Here is a 16,970-nt window from a genome sequence, read left to right as displayed (position 1 = left end):
GTTTGATTTGGCAAAAGTTTTGCTGCGCCGCAGCAAACGTACTCCAACAAACTTCGCCGTATGGTTAAATGGGGCCATGACGACCCCAAGCCCCGACCCAGCTCCCGCCGCATCTCCGCGGAATGCCCGTCTCAGTGCCGACGACTGGGCGCAGGCCGCGCTCGATCTCATCGCCGAACAGGGTGTCTCCGCCGTCGCGGTCGAACCCCTGGCACGGCGTCTCGGCGTGACGAAAGGCAGCTTCTATTGGCATTTCCCGTCCCGCGATGCCTTGTTGCAGGCGGCGCTGGAGCGCTGGGAAGCGGTGGAACAGGAAAGCGTGTTCGGCAATCTGGAGAAGGTGCCGGATCCGCGCGAGCGCCTGCGCGCGCTGTTCCAACTGGTCGGACACGAAGTCAAACCGCACATCATCTACAGCGAGTTGCTGAAGGCGCTGGATCATCCGGCGGTCCAGCCGGTGATCGATCGCGTGTCGCAGCGTCGACTCGAATACCTGATGGCGTCGTTCCGGCAGGCGGGGCTGGCGCGACAGGATGCGATTCATCGTGCCCGCCTCACCTATGCGGCGTACGTCGGTTTCCTGCAGCTGTCACTGCAACTGCAGCAGCCGCGCATGACGCATGATGAATTCGAAGCCTATCTGGAACACGTCATCTCCACCCTCATTCCGGTCTGACGGAGCCTGCCGGGGACGTTCCGCCGGATGCATCCAGGCCGCCCGCCGGTGCGGTTGCCGCACGCTTGAGTTCCGAAAGCCTGACAACGACGTAGGCAAGCAGCGCGACCACGAAGAACACCAGCAGGAGCCAGGCAACGCCCTGCAACGTTTCGATGATGGTCCGGTAAACCTCGAGCAGCCAGCGCTCGGGGGTCAGCACGATGATCCTGGCCTTGTCGGCTTCCAGCCACTGTGGGGCGGTGATGTAGCGCTCCAGTTCGTGGATGCGTACACCGGAGGAAACGCCGACCACCAGGATGGCGAACTTCATGTACTTCACCCATGCGGCGCTGATGGTGTCGGCGATGATGCGATCCAGGATCCTGTCGATGGGCTGCGAGAACGCGCGGCTCACCAGCCAGGACACTGAAGCGGACAGCAGCAGGGTGACGACGAGCAGGGTGAGGAACATGGGATGCCTCGCGGGTTGGAATCAGGCCGGTCCAGGCGTGGCCATCAGGCGGCCGCTGCGCCACTCCTGCACGCGCTCGGTGTAACCGGCGCTGTCCAGGTAACGGAAAATCGAGCGTACGGTGATCACGGGGTAGTCGCCGGACAGGCGCGTGGCGACCGGATGGTCGGTGAAGTCGACGTTGGCGGTGAACAACCCGCCCAGTACGCGCTTGGTGTATGGGACATGGATCGTATCCGGTACGAAACCATCGCCGCGCGCGAAAGCATAGGCGGTGGCGCGGTCGTATAGCGGCGTGTCAGCCATCGCACTGGCCATCATCTCGACCAGCCAGGCGGTCGAGTTCTGGTAGTCCCGGCTGCCGGGACGCGCGATCAGGTTGTAACGCGGATGATGCAGGCTGTGGCGCGGCAGTTGTTGCAGTCGCCCGGCCAGCTGCTGGGCGAAAACCGGCGTGAACCAGACGATGCGCAGATCCTGGTTGACCAGATCGTCGGAGAAGAAATTCACCAGCCCCTGCGCGTACAGTCCGGAACGATCGCTGCCGCATTCATTGAGCAGATGCACCACCGTCCAGCGTCCCCTGGGGTGGTCGCGGACGACGAAGCCCGCATGGCTGTAGACCAGGCCCTGTTTCGACAGATCCGTACCGACCCGTGCAATCAGCGCGACCGGTGCATCCCTCTGATCCAGCGCGGCCGCTGCCCGCAGCGCACTCTCGGCCGCCGCGGCGGCTTTCGCGGGCGGCAATTCCTGTTCCCGGCAATCGTTGCCGGCGTGAGCCGCCAGCGGCAGGCACAGCAGCCAGGCAAGGCGCATCAATAACCGGTACATGGCTCAACTCCCGTAGCGATGGCTGTGGATATGCGGGCGAACGTTGTCGTTGGCGATGAAGCAAAACGTCTCGCCGGCAGCGCCCAGCAGCCAGCCGGTGGCAACAGCGGTTACGCTGATGGCGGTTCCCACCGCGATGCCCAGCCGGCGAACGGCTTCCACCGACAGGTAGATCACGAACGAGGCGCCGGCGGCGGTGGCCGATACGGTGACCGCCACGCTGCCACCCACCACCGCGACCCCGGACACCACCGCCGACGCGCCATGCGCCAACGCGTGCACGACGGCCACGGGCACTTCGACGGAAGCGGCGAGGCTGGCCTGCGAATGCCGGCTGGCGCCGTCGGACTGGACGGCGCTTCGGGCGGGAGCGGCCACGGCAAACAGAGCGGTTGCCAACAACAGCGTGCGAAAAAGCGGGAGGGTGGATTCTGTAAGGGGCATCGGCGGGTCTCCTTGCGCGGTGCAAGCTGTGCGCAGAACCCCTCCGGGTTCAACCAACTTCGACAAGGTAAGCTATCGGGGAGCGAAAGGTATAGGAATCCGCTACCCATGGCCGTATCCCTGGAACTGGTCGACGCCCTCAAGCGCTGCCTGCGCGGGCAGGGCATGACCTACCGCGACCTGGCCACGCAGATGAAGATGAGCGAGGCCGCGATCAAGCGCATGTTCTCCCGCCGCGCCATGAGCCTGCAGCGCCTGGAACAGATCTGCGAGGTGCTGGACGTCGGCCTGGCCGAACTCAGTGCCGAGGCGGCGCGCGGGCGCAAGCCGATGGCGCAGTTGGAGCCGGCGCAGGAACAGGCACTGGTGAAGGAACCCGCCCTGCTGATGGCGCTGTTCCTGACCCTCAACCGATGGCGCCAGGAAGACGTGCTGGAGCATTTCGGGTTCACGCCGGCGCAATGGACGGGCCTGCTGGTGAAACTGGATCGACTGGGCATCATCGAACTGTTGCCCGGGAACCGCACGCGCACCCTGACCGCGCGCAATTTCCGGTGGCGCGCCGATGGGCCGATGGAACGCTATTTCCGCCACACCCTGCTGACGGATTACTTCGCCGATGCCTTCGATGGCGAGCAGGATGCCCTGCTGCTGCTCAGCGGCAGCCTCAGCATCGATGGCATCAAGCAATTGCGACAAAGGCTGGAGGAGGTGGCGCGCGAGTTCGATGCCCTGTTGGCGCGGGATGCGACCCTGCCCGCGTCCGAGCGCATCGGCGTGAGCCTGGTGCTGGCGCAGAAGCCCTGGCTGCTCCAGCTCTTCAACCCTTATCGGCGATCACGCGCCGGCTGAGCCCGCCACCGAAGCTCCTGCCTGCCGCGAGGGAAGCCTGCCGGCGCCGCGTCTACATATGTATGTGGATGCTGCCTCTGCCGCGGATTCCCGGGAGGCCCGGGCGTGACGGCCGGGACAAGTCCTGACCTTCCTGAATCCGATTCGGCGTTGTTCTCGTCATCGGGACCGGACATTGGTATCATTTTGGTCTCATTTTTCGAGGGCACGGCATGAACGCAGCGGTCGACGTTTTCAAATCGCAGGATTCCCAGGGGTGCAGGCTGGACGCGCTGAACGCCTGGGTCGCGGAAGTCGCTGCGCTGACCCGGCCCGACCACATCCACTGGTGCGATGGCAGCGATGCCGAAAACGCCGCGCTCATCGCCCGCATGCAGGCCGACGGCACCCTGCTGCCGCTCAACCGCGAAACCCATCCGCACAGCTGGCTGCACCGTTCCAGCCCCAGCGACGTGGCGCGGGTCGAGCATCTGACTTTCGTCTGCACGCCGGACCGCGACGATGCCGGCCCGAACAACCACTGGATGGCGCCGGCCGAGGCACATGCCAAGATGGACGCGCTGTTCGCCGGCTGCATGCGCGGGCGCACCCTGTACGTGGTGCCTTACTGCATGGGGCCGATCGATTCGCCGCTGGCGCGTTGCGGCGTGGAAATCACCGACTCGCCCTACGTGGTCGCCAACATGCGCATCATGACCCGCATGGGTGCCGCGGCATTGGCGCGGATCGAACGCGAGGGCGGCTTCGTGAAGGGCCTGCACTCGATCGGCGAACTGGATCCGGAACGTCGCTTCATCATGCATTTCCCGGAAGAGCTGACCATCAAGAGCTACGGCTCCGGCTACGGCGGCAACGCGCTGCTCGGCAAGAAGTGCCACGCGCTGCGAATCGCCTCCCACCAGGCGCGGCAGGAAGGCTGGCTGGCCGAGCACATGCTGATCGTCGGCATCGAGAACCCGCAGGGCCAGACCCACTATGTGGCCGCCGCGTTTCCTTCCGCCTGCGGCAAGACCAACCTGGCCATGCTGATCCCGCCGGAAGGCTACCGCCAGGCTGGCTGGAAGGTGTGGACCGTCGGCGACGACATCTGCTGGATGCGTCCCGGCGCCGACGGCCGGCTGTACGCCATCAATCCGGAGGCCGGCTTCTTCGGGGTGGCTCCGGGCACTTCGGACAGCTCCAATCCGAACGCGCTGGCCACCATCAGCCACCACACCATCTTCACCAATGTCGCGGTGACCGACGAGCAGGAACCGTGGTGGGAAGGCCTGGACGGACGCACGCCGGCGCTTGACTGGCAGGGGCGCCCCTACGATCCCGCCAACGGCCCGGCCGCACACCCGAACTCGCGCTTCACCGTGTCCGCCCGCCAGTGCCCCAGCTACTCGCCGCGTGCGGAAGATCCGCAAGGCGTGCCGATTTCGGCGATCGTGTTCGGTGGCCGCCGCGCATCGCTGGTCCCGCTCGTGTTCGAAGCCCGCGACTGGACCCATGGCGTCCTGGTCGGCGCCGCGATGGGGTCGGAAACCACCGCCGCCGCCACCGGCGCGGTTGGCGTGATGCGCCGCGATCCGATGGCGATGAAACCGTTCTGCGGCTACAACTTCGCCGACTACTTTGCCCACTGGCTGTCGTTCGACCAGCCCGGCGTGAAGCTGCCGAAGATCTTCCACGTCAACTGGTTCCGCAAGGGCGACGACGGCAAGTTCCTGTGGCCGGGCTTCGGCGAGAACCTGCGCGTGCTGGAATGGATGATCAAACGGGTGGAAGGGCAGGCCGACGCGGTCGAGACCCCCATCGGCCATCTGCCTCGAACCGGCGATCTGAATCTTGACGGCGTGACGCTCTCGCAGGAAGCCGAAACCAAGCTGTTTGGCTTCGACCGGGACGGCTGGCGGTCCGAGGTGGAAAGCATCGGGGCTTATCTGGAGGAGTTCGGTGAGCGGATGCCGGGGGCGTTGAAGGGTGAGCAGGAGCGCATCGCTGGCCAGCTGGATTGAAGCCATTTTCTTCTTCGCGAGAGACGGCCGCCCTCGAGCGGCCGTTTTTCTTTGTGCCATCGCAGGTCCTGAAGCGTATTTTTTCTTACAATTCATCAAAATGAACAGGGCAAGTGATTGATTTATAAGGCCGCATAACTCTTTCTTAATGAAGAAATTTGCGTTACTCTTGGGTTCACAGGCTGCATGAGGCCTGTCACTTCGGATTCCGGGGCTCTTTTGGCACCGGCCGTTTACAACTCAAGAGAGAGAGACAAATGGGTTCCAGTTACTTGTCGAAAGGCATCAAGCGCACGGCCCTGAGCCTGGCCCTGGGTGCCTGCTTCGTGGGTGGGGTACAGGCGCAGTCGAACTCGGCCGGTGCCATCACCGGTCGTGCGGTCGACGGCGACACCATCACCATCGTCAACCCGAGCACCGGCTTTACCCGTACCCTCGGCGTGAGCGGCGATGGCAGCTATCGCTTCTCGGCCCTGCCGACCGGTAAGTACACCATTACCCGCAAGGCTGCCGACGGCACGTCGTCCACACGCGAGATCACCGTCAACGTTGGTACCGCAGCCAATGTCGATTTTGCGCGTGCAGCTGCCGCGGCAAGCGGTGGCGCCACCACGCTGGACGCGGTTCAGGTCGTGGGCACCAATGCCATCAACCCGATCGACGTTTCGTCCGTTGAATCGACCACGATCCTGACCTCCGAGCAGATCGCCAAGATTCCGGTTTCGCGCGACATCACCGGTGTTGCCCTGCTTGCTCCGGGTACGGTCAAGGGCGATGCTGCGTTTGGCAAGCTGGCGTCGTTCGGCGGCTCCTCCGTTGCCGAGAACCAGTACTACGTCAATGGCTTCAACATCACCAATACCTTCAAGAACCTCAACTTCGCGCAGGTTCCGTTTGAAGCCATTGCCGAACAGCAGATCAAGACGGGTGGCTACGGCGCCGAGTTCGGTCGCTCGACGGGTGGCGTGATCAACCTGATCACCAAGCGCGGCTCGAATGAATTCCATGCGGGCGGCAACGTCTTCTGGGAACCCGAATCGCTGCGCGAAACCAATCCGAATCTGTATTACAACAACGGCCGACTGGTCGCGGACAACTCCAAGGACAACGGCTGGGAGGCGACGGCCTCGGTTTGGGCCAGCGGTGCGCTGGTGAAGGACAAGTTGTTCGCCTACGCGCTGTTGCAGTACAGCAGGAGCAATCAGGACTCCTATCCCGGTAGCGTCGATGGCGTTGGCGGCGGCACGAACACCCTCGCCGAAGAAAAGTCCCCGACCTGGTTGGTGAAGCTGGACTGGAACATCACCGACGACCATCTGCTGGCGCTGACGGCGTTCTCCGATACCCGCAAGACCGATACCTCCTACTATTACACCGACTTCGGCACCACGGCCTCGCCGTCGGTCAAGCCAAAGCGCAGTGACCGCCTGGGAACCGTGTTCACGGAACAGGGCGGCGACAGCTACTCGCTGAAGTACACCGGCTACCTCACCGATACTTTCACCCTGACCGCACTGGCGGGCCGCGGCGAATTCAACCGCAGGAACCACGCAGTCCAGGCGGATGGAACCCGCTTGTCCTACAGCGGCGACCTCAACAGCGTCGTGGGCGGTTGCCCCATTGTTCGAGACAATCGCCCCCTGGGGGTCCAGCAGGCTACCGGAACGATCACCGGTTGTGACTTCGCGGGATCCCTGACCCGTTCGGATGCCAAGGATACGCGTGATCAGTATCGTATCGATGCCGAGTGGGTGCTGGGTGATCACCTGCTCCGCTTCGGCTATGACGCCGACGATTTCGAGACCGTTGATGGTTCGGCGTACTCGGGCAACTACTACTACCAGTACAACCAGGCTGCTGACGGCACCGATTTCGTTCGCCGCTACAACATCCGCCAGGGCGCGACGGTCAAGGTCGAGCAGCAAGCGTTCTATCTGGAAGACACCTGGAACATCACTGACAATTTCCTCGTCTATGGTGGTGTCCGTTGGGATAGCTTCGAGAACAAGAATGGCCTGGGCCAGAGTTATGTGAAGATCGACAACCAGTTCGCTCCGCGACTGGGCTTCTCGTGGGACGTCAACGGCGATTCCACGTTCAAGATCTTCGGTAATGCCGGTCGCTATGCCCTGCCGCTCACCGCGAACGTCGCTGTCCGTGGCGCCAGTGCATCCATCTATGAAATCCAGGACTTCTTCTACGGGGGAGTCGCGGATGGAACCGGTGCGCCGACGGGCATGACGCCCTGCACCAACGGGGCATGCTTCACGGATCCCTACTACGCCAACGGCGAGTATGGTGGTCCGAAGGATCCGAACTCGATCGCTTCCACCAACCTGAAGCCGATGTATCAGGACGAGTACATCCTGGGCTTCCAGGCGCAGCTGACGGACAACTTCTCGGCTGGCGTACGCGGCATCTTCCGTGAAATGAAGCGTGCCATTGACGACAACTGCGATATTCGTCCGATCGAAGCGTGGGCCGAAGCCAACGGCTACGACGGCGTTGCCCCGGGCAACCCCTCGTTCCCGTATTGCCGCCTGTACAACCCGGGTAGCGATGGCATCTGGAACATCGACGTCGACGGCGACGGCACCATCGAGCGCGTGACCATCGCTGCGGCCGACCTGGGTCCGAAGGCCAAGCGTACGTACAGCGCGTTGGAATTCTTCTGGGAAGGCGCTTGGGACAAGTTCTTCCTGCAGGGTTCCTATACCTACGCCAAGAGCAAGGGCAACAGCGAAGGCGGCGTGAAGTCGGATATCGGCCAGGGTGATACCGGCACCACGCAGGACTTCGACTATCCGGAGCTGATGTTGGGTTCGTATGGCTATCTGCCAAATGATCGGCGTCACACGCTGAAGATGTTCGGCAACTGGGAAATCAACGACGAATGGTCGGTTGGCGGCAGCCTGCTGGTCCAGTCCGGACGTCCCCAGAACTGCTTCGGCATCTACGGCAACGATCCGGTCAGCTACCGGGTTGCTTACTTCTCCTGCGACGCAGGTGATCCGACCAGCGGCCGGAATAATGGCACCACCATCGTTCCGCGTGGCACTGCGGGCCGGAATCCGTGGACGACCACGTTCGATGTGAACGTCGCTTACCGCCCGGCTTTCGCCGATGGCAAGCTGGCATTCAAGATTGACGTGTTCAATGTGTTCAATGCGGACAAGCCGACCGCCGTGGATGAAGAAGGCGAGACCGCGACGGGTAGTACCTCCGCCGCCGCTCCGACCTACAAGACCCCGCTGTCCTGGCAGACGCCGCGTTCGGTCCGCTTCATGGTGCAGTACGACTTCTAAGCAATATCGGAAGTCAACTTGAAAGAGACGGCCGCCTTCGGGCGGCCGTCTTGCTTTTCCTCTATCCTTTTCCTTTGTCTTGGGAGACGAGCGTGCAGAACCTCGACATCGGCGCTTACATCCAGCGTGGGCGCCAGGCGATGATGGAGCGTCGCTTCGACGATGCCCGCGTCATCTACCAGCAGATTCTCGAGCTGGATCCGGCGCAGCCACGCGCGTGGTTGGCATTGTCCGCGCTGGCGCAGAACCAGGGTGATTTCCGAGAATCGGTGCGCGCGGTACGTTCAGCGGTACCAGCCTGGAAACGAAGTGGAAGCCAGCAGTTCATCGCGGAACTGAGCATGCGCTTGCTGGTCCTTGGTGAATACAAGGAAGCACGCGACATCATCGTTTCGGCGGATTGGTCGGATCCCTTGGTCCTGCGCTACAGCATGGGACTGGTGCAGTACCTGGGTCTTTCGGAGGCGCATGGAGAAGCGCTGGAACTGGCGGACCATGCAGTTGCGCGGCTTGCCAGTCCACCAGCCCATCTCCATTACGCGCGCGCGAACGCACTTCGCTATCTAGGTCGGATGGAAGAGTCGACCGAGGCGTTTGAACGCTGCATCGCGTTGGATCCGCTGCATGCGGAAGCGCACTGGTCGCTGGCCAATCATGCGCGGAGTCCTGTCGCGGGAACTCGCATCGCGCGGATTCGAAAGGCGTTGGCCCATACCAGTCCACAGGCGGAGGAGTCCATCTACCTCCACTATGCGCTCTACAAGGAACTGGAGGATGCCGGAGAACTGGATGCAGCCTGGGCAGCGCTGGAGACTGGAGCGAGGGGCAAGCGCGCGAAGATCCGTTACGACGAGGCCGCGCATGAACGGGGGTATGGGCTGCTGCAGCGACTATGCAGCGATTCGTTTGTCGGAACCCGGATTGAATCGATGGATACGCAGGGCCGCCGTCCGCTCTTCATCGTGGGCCTGCCCAGGAGTGGCACGACCTTGCTGGAGAGGATTCTGGGTAACCATTCCAACGTGGCTTCAGCAGGTGAACTCACCGATTTTCCGAATGAACTTTCTTGGCAAGCGAACCTGTTCGCGGGTGAACCGCCGGCGTCCCAACTCATTGAAGCTTGCGCGAGGATTGATTTCACCGAGCTCGGTCGTGGCTACCGCACCAGGACCGCATGGCGTTGGAACCAGGAAACGCGCTACCTGATAGATAAACTTCCCAACAACATCTTCAACGCCGGCTTTATCTACAAGGCCTTGCCAGAAGCAAGGATCATCTGCGTGAGGCGGAATCCAATGGACAGTTGCTTTTCAACTTTCCGGCATCTGTTTTCCGGAAATGCATATGGATTCAGTTATGACCAGCAGGAGATGGCCGTCCAGTACAAGCGTTTCGTTCACCTGGCCGCGTACTGGGAATCCGTGATGCCGGACGGACTGATGGTGTTGGACTATGAGGATCTGGTCGCTTCGCCGGAAGCCAGCGTGCGAAAGGTCCTGGATTTCTGTGGACTCGACTATGAGCCCTCCATGCTGGACATCGAGCGAAACGATGCTCCCTCGGCCACGGCGAGCAGTTCCCAGGTCAGGGAAGGACTGCATGGGAGGAACGTGGACAGCTGGCGGCGATACGGGACCCATCTTTCGACTCTGAAGCGCCTGCTGGAGAGCTGATTTCGCGCGCTTCCATGGTTTCAGTGGCAACTACCGCTTCGAGCTACAACTCGGGGCGCACCATTTCAAGCGGCCAATCTCGACGAAGCCAGAAAAACTGAATAGGAGTCGGTGCGTAATGATGCCACCATACAGCTTGCTAACTTATTGATTAAAATCATTTTGTTGCTGTGAAAGTGTAATTCACATTCCGCTCCGTGCCGTAAAAGTTACGTTATTCTCTGGTCACCAGGCGTTTATGTTTCACGTCTGACATTCGATCGGCAGCTACGAGTCCGATCTTTTTTTTGACTTGAGAGAGAGAGCACAGATGACTACCCACAAGGGTTACAAGCTGTCGAAAGGCATCAAGCGAACTGCGCTGAGCCTTGCACTGGGTGCATGCTTCATTGGTGGCGTCCAGGCGCAGACCAACACTGCGGGCGCGGTTGCCGGTCGTGCGGAAGCTGGCGACACCATCAAGGTCACCAACCCGAGCACCGGTTTCAGCCGTACCTTCACGGTCGGCAATGACGGCAGCTATCGTTTTGCGCAGTTGCCGACCGGCCAGTACCAGATCACCCGTAACGGCGGTGAGCCGCGCAGTCTGACGGTCAGCGTGGGTACCTCCACCAACGTCGACTTCGTTGGCGGTAACACCCAGACCCTCGATGCGGTGACGGTCACCGGTACCTTGGTGAATCCGATCGACGTTTCGTCGGTAGAATCGACGGTAGTCCTGACCGAACAGCAGATCGATCGCCTGCCGGTCGCCCGTGATGCCACTTCCATGGCGCTGTTGGCTCCCGGTACCACCCTCGGCGACAGCCGCCTCGGTGGTGACCAGAAGCAGGGCGGCAAGCTGGCTTCGTTCGGCGGCTCTTCGGTCGCGGAGAACGTCTACTACATCAACGGCTTCAACGTCACCAACCTGATCAACGGCGTCGCGTTCAGCGAACTGCCGTTCGAGGCCGTGTCGGAAGCCCAGATCAAGAACGGCGGCTACGGTGCCGAGTTCGGTCGCTCGCTGGGTGGCGTGATCAACGTCATCGGTAAGCGCGGTACCAACGAATGGAAGTTCGGCGGAAACGTCATCTATTCGCCGGACTGGGGGCGCGGCAGCCCGATTCGCTACATTCCCAATCCGAACCTGTATTTTGACGGTCCCGATGCCAATACCACGCCGGAATGGCAGCGTACGCCGTCGGACAAGGATTGGATCGCGGTTGAAACCCCGGGTTACAACGAGTCGCTGCGCTACAACGTCTATGCGAGCGGTCCGATCGTCAAGGATCGGTTGTTCTTCTATGCGTTGGCCCAGGGCACGGACGGCACCACCAAGACCTACGGCAATACCGAGCAGTCGGAGAACAAGTCCGATGCACCCCAGTATTACGTCAAGCTGGACTGGTACATCACCGACAACCACGTGCTGGAAGTGACCGGCTTCCGTGACCGCGAAGAACAGAATTCCAACTACTGGTTCTCCAATAGCTCGTATGGCACGGGCAAGGGCGCACAGAAGCTGCCGAACTCCTACCAGTGGGGTGGTGACAACTACATCGGCAAGTGGACCGGCTACTTCGGCGACAGCCTGACCCTGTCGGCCCTGTATGGTGTGGGCAAGTACGATCACACCTCGCAGATCGGCGCGTTCGGTTGCCCGCGCGTCACCGACGCGCGCACGTCCCCGGCCACCAACTACGGCTGCTGGACGGTGACCTCGGCCGACCGGCCGGACGCCAACGAAAAGCGCACCGCCTATCGTTTCGACGGTGAGTGGGTGGTCGGCGACCACACCATCCGCTTCGGTGTCGACAACGAAGACTACGATTTCGTCGGTGGTACCAAGTACACCGGTCAGGCCGTCGATGGCACCAGCCGCATTATTCGTACGCTGGCTCCGGGCGGCATCATCACCAACAACGGCTACACCAACAACACCGGTGCGCCGATCGATTATGTCGAAATGCGGCATTTCGAGAACGGCGGTGAATTCACTCTGACCAACTCGGCCTACTATCTGGAAGACAGCTGGCAGATCACCGACAACTTCATGGCGTACATCGGTGTCCGCAATGAGTCGTTCGAAAACCTGAACGCCGCCGGCCAGAGCTTCATCAAGATCGATGACACCTGGGCGCCTCGTCTGGGCTTCTCCTGGGATGTGAACGGTGACGCCAGCTTCAAGCTGTTCGGTAACCTGGGCCGGTACTACATTCCGGTGATGGGCAACACCAACATGCGCCTGGCGGGTGCCGAGCTGGATTACACCGACTACTACGCTTTCGAAGGTACGTTCACCAACGACCAGTATCAGTTGCCGGTGCTGGGCGCCCAGCTGGGCGATCGCTGGGTCGTGTCCGATGGCGGCACGCCGGATCCGCGCACCGTCGTCGATCCCAACCTGAAGCCGATGTATCAGGATGAACTGATCCTGGGCTTCCAGGCGCAGCTGTCCGAGAAGTGGGTCGGTGGTGTCCGTGGCGTCTATCGCAAGCTTGCCACGGTCATGGACGATTACTGCTCCTACCAAATGCCGTACGACTGGGCGATCGAGAATGGCTACACGGCAGACGAAGCCGACGCCATCGGTACCGCGGTCAACCACTGCTTCCTGATGAACGTCGGTGAAGACCTCACCATGAACGCGGATTTGCACGGTGATGGCAACCTGACCAAGCTCACCATCCCGGCTTCCGCGCTGGGCATCCCGAAGGCCAAGCGCAAGTACTCGGCGCTGGAATTCTTCTTCGAGCGCCTGTGGGACGACAAGTGGACGGTGCAGGGTTCGTACACCTACTCGAAGAGCAAGGGCAACACCGAAGGCTACGTGAAGTCCGACATCGGTCAGGACGACGCGGGCATCTCGGCGGGCTTCGACTATCCGGCGCTGGCGGATGGCGGCTACGGCTACCTGCCGAACGACCGCCGCCATGTCTTCAAGATCTTCGGTGCGTACCAGATCACCGACGAATGGCGCGTGGGCGGTAACTTCATCGCCCAGAGCGGTCGCCCCGTCAACTGCATGGGCTTCCCCCGTTCGCAGTGGCCGGAGCCGGGCTATGCGGGTTATGCGATGTACTGCAACAACCAACTGGTCCCGCGCGGTACGTTCGGTCGCCTGGAATGGAACAGCAGCCTGAGCCTGAACCTGACCTACGAGCCGACCTGGTTGGAAGGCCTGCGTATCTCGGCGGACGTGTTCAACGTGTTCAACGATCGCAGTGTGTTGTCGGTCAACGAGCAGTGCGAAAGCGCGGCGAACACCACTCTGGCCGGTTGCCATCAGCCGCTGTCGGCCAACGCGCCGCGTCAGTACCGGTTCACGGTCGAGTACGACTTCTAATAACGACCTGATTCAACGCAGTTAGATTGGCGGCCCCAGTGATGGGGCCGCTTTTTTTTGCGTCGCAACAAAGCGCGAAGGCCAGCTTCACTACAGCTGCCGAATTGACCCACCAGAGTGCCCAAATCTGGGAATAATTGAATAAAAATTTGTAATTGTTCTTATCTTTCGACTCGCGATTAACCCTCGTCATCGCCGGGTGAAGGTCCTGTCGGCGTACACGTTTCTTTCCTTAAAAAAGCGTTACTCTCCGCGCGCCAATGCTTTGGCGCATTTCATGTTTTGCCGAATTTCACCATGAGCGGAGAGAGCAGAAATGGCAGTCAAGAAGAAAAGCATCTACGAACTGCGCATCAGCAAGACGGTACTGGCGATTGGGCTCGCACTGGGGGTCGCGGGTGGAGTCAGCGCACAGTCCAACACTGCTGGCGCCATCGCGGGTCGAGCCAACGCCGGCGACACCATTACCATCACCAATCCGAATACGGGCTTCTCCCGAACGATCACGGTCGGGGCCGACGGCACCTATAGGTTCTCGGCGCTTCCCACGGGGCAGTACACCGTGACCAGCAGCGCCGGTGGCAGCCGTAACGTCACGGTCAACGTAGGCGTTGCCGCCAGCGCGGATTTCGTCGGGGGCGGAGGAAGCAGCGCCACGACGCTCGATGCCGTGACTGTCGTGGGAAGCGGCTTCGTCAATCCGATCGACGTGACGTCGGTTGAATCGACGACGATCCTGACCTCTGAACAGATCGCGCGGATTCCGGTGCCACGCGATACCACCAGCGTCGCCCTGCTTGCGCCCGGAACCGTGCGCGGTGATGCGGCGTTCGGAAACCTTGCGTCCTTCGGTGGCGCTTCCGTTGCGGAAAACCAGTACTTCGTCAACGGATTCAACATCACCAACTCCTTCCGCAGCCTCAACTTCTCGCAAGTGCCGTTCGAGGCCATCCAGGAGCAGCAAATAAAGACGGGCGGTTATGGCGCCGAATTCGGCCGCTCGTTGGGCGGCGTGGTCAATCAGGTAACCAAGCGCGGCAGCAACGAATTCCATGCGGGCGCGAACATCTTCTATACACCGGAAAGCCTCACGGCCAATCCCAAGAACGTATACCTGACCAATGGGACCTTGCGTCAGGACAATTCCAGGGATGAAGGCTGGAATGCGACGACTGCGGTTTGGGCAAGCGGCGCGCTGATCAAGGACAGATTGTTCGCCTACGGACTCGTCCAGTACGGTCGCAATGAGGCCGAGGCCTGGGGAAACATCCTGTCGCCCAACAACACCAGCACGACGACCAAGAACCCGAACTGGCTGTTGAAGATGGATTGGAACATCAACGACAGCAACCTGCTTGAACTGACGGCGTTCTCGGACAAGCAGAAGCAGGACGTCGACACCTATCTGAACACCGTAGGGACGGTAGACCGCCTGAACTACATCGGCACCCTGCATAACGAGCAGGGCGGCGAGAACTACATCCTCAAGTACACTGGCTATTTCACCGACAATTTCACCCTGTCGGCCCTTGCCGGCCATGGTGAATTCTCGCGCAGCCAGCGGATCCGGACAGCCGCCGGCGACGACATCAGTTACAGCGGAACGCTGGAACAGGAACTGGGAGGATGCCCGTTTATTCTGGACGTTCGTCCGGCTTACCGCCGCGATGTTACCGGTGCCTATTACAGCAAGTGCAACATCGCGGCGGGAGCGCTCTTGCAGCGGAACGATTCTAAGGATACCCGTGATCAGTTCCGCATAGATGCGGAATGGCAACTGGGTGATCACCTGTTGAAGTTCGGCTACGACCTCGATGATTACGAGTCCGTGGCGGGACAGGCCAATGAAGGCGGCCGGTTGTGGCGTTATTCGACCGTCGATCCCACGCCGGGCGTTCCAAGTCCAACCAACCCCGGCACGAATTCGGGTGACGAATTCGACATCGTTCGGGAGCAGGTCACTACGTCCGGCGCGAAGTTGAAGGTCAAGCAGCGTGCGTTCTATATCCAGGATAGCTGGAACGTCACCGATAATTTCATTGCCTATCTGGGCCTTCGCTGGGATACGTTCGAGAATCTGAACGGGAACGGCCAGTCTTACATCAAGATCGACAACCAGTTCGGCCCGCGGCTGGGCTTCTCGTGGGATGTCAATGGCGATTCGACGTTCAAGATCTTCGGTAACGCGGGGCGCTATGCGCTTCCGTTGACGCCCAGCGTGGCATTGCGTGGTGCCAGCGCCTCACTGTTCACCCGGCAGAACTTCGACTTTACCTCGGTGGACCCGGAGACAGGCGTTCCTGGTGGGTTGACTCCGCGTGGAACGACCGGTCCAGCGTTCATCAACGGTGAGGACGGCCGCGGAAAGAATCCCGAAACCATCGCGTCCAAGAACCTGGAACCGCAATATCAGGATGAGTACATCCTCGGCTTCCAGGCCGCCCTCAGTGACAACATGTCGCTGGGCGTGCGCGGCATCTATCGCGAACTCAAGCGTGCGATCGACGACAACTGCGATTACACGGCGATTCTCGAGTATGCGGAGGAAAACGGCCTGGATCCTGTCATCCCCAATCCCGGGTTCCCGTACTGCCGCATGTTCAATCCCGGGGAGGACGCGGTCTTCGTTACCGATATCGAGGCCGATGGTACGTTGCGTACCATCACTATTCCCGGTGATCGGCTCAGCCCGAAAGCCAAGCGCACATACTCGGCCATCGAAATTTTCGTGGATGGAAACTGGGATCGATTCTTCCTGCAGGGGTCCTACACGTACGCCAAGAGCAAGGGCAACACCGAAGGTGGCGTGAAGTCGGATATCGGCCAGGCGGATACCAACGTCACCCAGGATTTCGACTATATCGAGCTGACCGAGAACACCTTCGGCTATCTACCCAATGATCGTCGGCATAGCCTGAAGTTGTTCGGTAACTATCAGATCAGCGAGGAATGGTCGATTGGCGGAAATCTGCTGGTGCAATCGGGGCGGCCGTACAACTGTATCGGTGTGCTCGACCGTGATCCAAATCGCGCACCGGGTGAGCCGCCGGCGCTGCCTCCGCCTGATGGCACGTACAACCCCCATCCCTACGGCGCCTCGTTCATGCGCTGCAACAACATTCCTGTGCCGCGTGGCACGGCAGGACGTTTGCCCTGGACGACGACCTTCGATCTGAATGTTGCCTACCGGCCCTCGTTTGCCAAGGGCCTGCAGTTCAAGCTGGATGTCTTCAATCTGCTGGACAGCCAGAAGACCATCGCCGTCAACGAGACGGCGGAGGACCAAACTTCCGGCCTGCCGGTGGAAACCTATCTTTCGCCGGTGGCGTTCCAGGCGCCACGTTCGGTCCGTTTCATGGTCCAGTACGATTTCTGACGCCTCCGGCGCCTTCGCAAATGTCTGC

The 16,970-nt window shown here is 61.1% G+C and carries 10 protein-coding genes; 7 read left to right on the top strand and 3 right to left on the bottom strand.

From position 1 onward, the window contains the following. Positions 1-76 precede the first annotated feature (76 nt). Entirely contained in the window at positions 77-676 is a 600-nt protein-coding gene (locus FG323_RS07315) for a TetR/AcrR family transcriptional regulator (protein ID WP_141454577.1), read from the top strand. Here the strand turns inward: FG323_RS07315 and FG323_RS07310 are convergent. The 3 genes from FG323_RS07310 to FG323_RS19630 are packed head-to-tail and all read right to left on the bottom strand — an operon-like array spanning position 663 to position 2,363. After that, on the bottom strand, positions 663-1,130 hold the full coding sequence (locus FG323_RS07310; protein WP_141453872.1) for a hypothetical protein: 468 nt from the start codon (positions 1,128-1,130) through the stop codon (positions 663-665). The two genes, FG323_RS07315 and FG323_RS07310, sit on opposite strands and share 14 nt — an antisense overlap. Positions 1,131-1,151: 21 nt before the next feature. Then, a complete protein-coding gene (locus FG323_RS07305; RefSeq protein WP_141453871.1) occupies positions 1,152-1,964 on the bottom strand; it encodes a DUF2145 domain-containing protein in 813 nt (270 codons plus the stop codon). Between the two features lie 3 nt (positions 1,965-1,967). Beyond that, entirely contained in the window at positions 1,968-2,363 is a 396-nt protein-coding gene (locus FG323_RS19630; RefSeq protein ID WP_181444118.1) for a hypothetical protein, read from the bottom strand. Between the two features lie 153 nt (positions 2,364-2,516). On the opposite strand from FG323_RS19630, the gene FG323_RS19625 reads away from it, so the two are divergent. The 6 genes from FG323_RS19625 to FG323_RS07275 all read left to right on the top strand — a co-directional run bounded on the left by FG323_RS19625 (position 2,517) and on the right by FG323_RS07275 (position 16,942). Continuing rightward, complete coding sequence (locus FG323_RS19625; protein WP_181444117.1) at positions 2,517-3,260, top strand: helix-turn-helix transcriptional regulator; 744 nt, start codon at positions 2,517-2,519, stop codon at positions 3,258-3,260. A gap of 212 nt (positions 3,261-3,472) precedes the next feature. Beyond that, the gene (locus FG323_RS07295; RefSeq protein ID WP_141453869.1) at positions 3,473-5,260 is read left to right on the top strand and encodes a phosphoenolpyruvate carboxykinase (GTP); all 1,788 of its coding nucleotides are present in this window, start codon (positions 3,473-3,475) and stop codon (positions 5,258-5,260) included. Positions 5,261-5,517: 257 nt separating this feature from the next. Further along, a complete protein-coding gene (locus FG323_RS07290) occupies positions 5,518-8,565 on the top strand; it encodes a TonB-dependent receptor (protein ID WP_141453868.1) in 3,048 nt (1,015 codons plus the stop codon). Between the two features lie 92 nt (positions 8,566-8,657). Beyond that, positions 8,658-10,238, top strand: coding sequence for a sulfotransferase (locus FG323_RS07285; protein WP_141453867.1), 1,581 nt, complete (start codon positions 8,658-8,660; stop codon positions 10,236-10,238). 310 nt (positions 10,239-10,548) lie between these two features. Next, a complete protein-coding gene (locus FG323_RS07280) occupies positions 10,549-13,566 on the top strand; it encodes a TonB-dependent receptor (protein ID WP_141453866.1) in 3,018 nt (1,005 codons plus the stop codon). A 316-nt stretch (positions 13,567-13,882) separates the two neighbouring features. Further along, a complete protein-coding gene (locus tag FG323_RS07275; protein ID WP_141453865.1) occupies positions 13,883-16,942 on the top strand; it encodes a TonB-dependent receptor in 3,060 nt (1,019 codons plus the stop codon). The last annotated feature ends 28 nt before the right edge of the window (positions 16,943-16,970 follow it).

The organism is Pseudoxanthomonas sp. z9 (assembly GCF_006542425.1).
Classification (GTDB): domain Bacteria; phylum Pseudomonadota; class Gammaproteobacteria; order Xanthomonadales; family Xanthomonadaceae; genus Pseudoxanthomonas_A.
The sequence above is the reverse complement of the archived record's forward strand: the minus strand, read 5'-3'. Positions and strand labels throughout refer to the sequence as shown.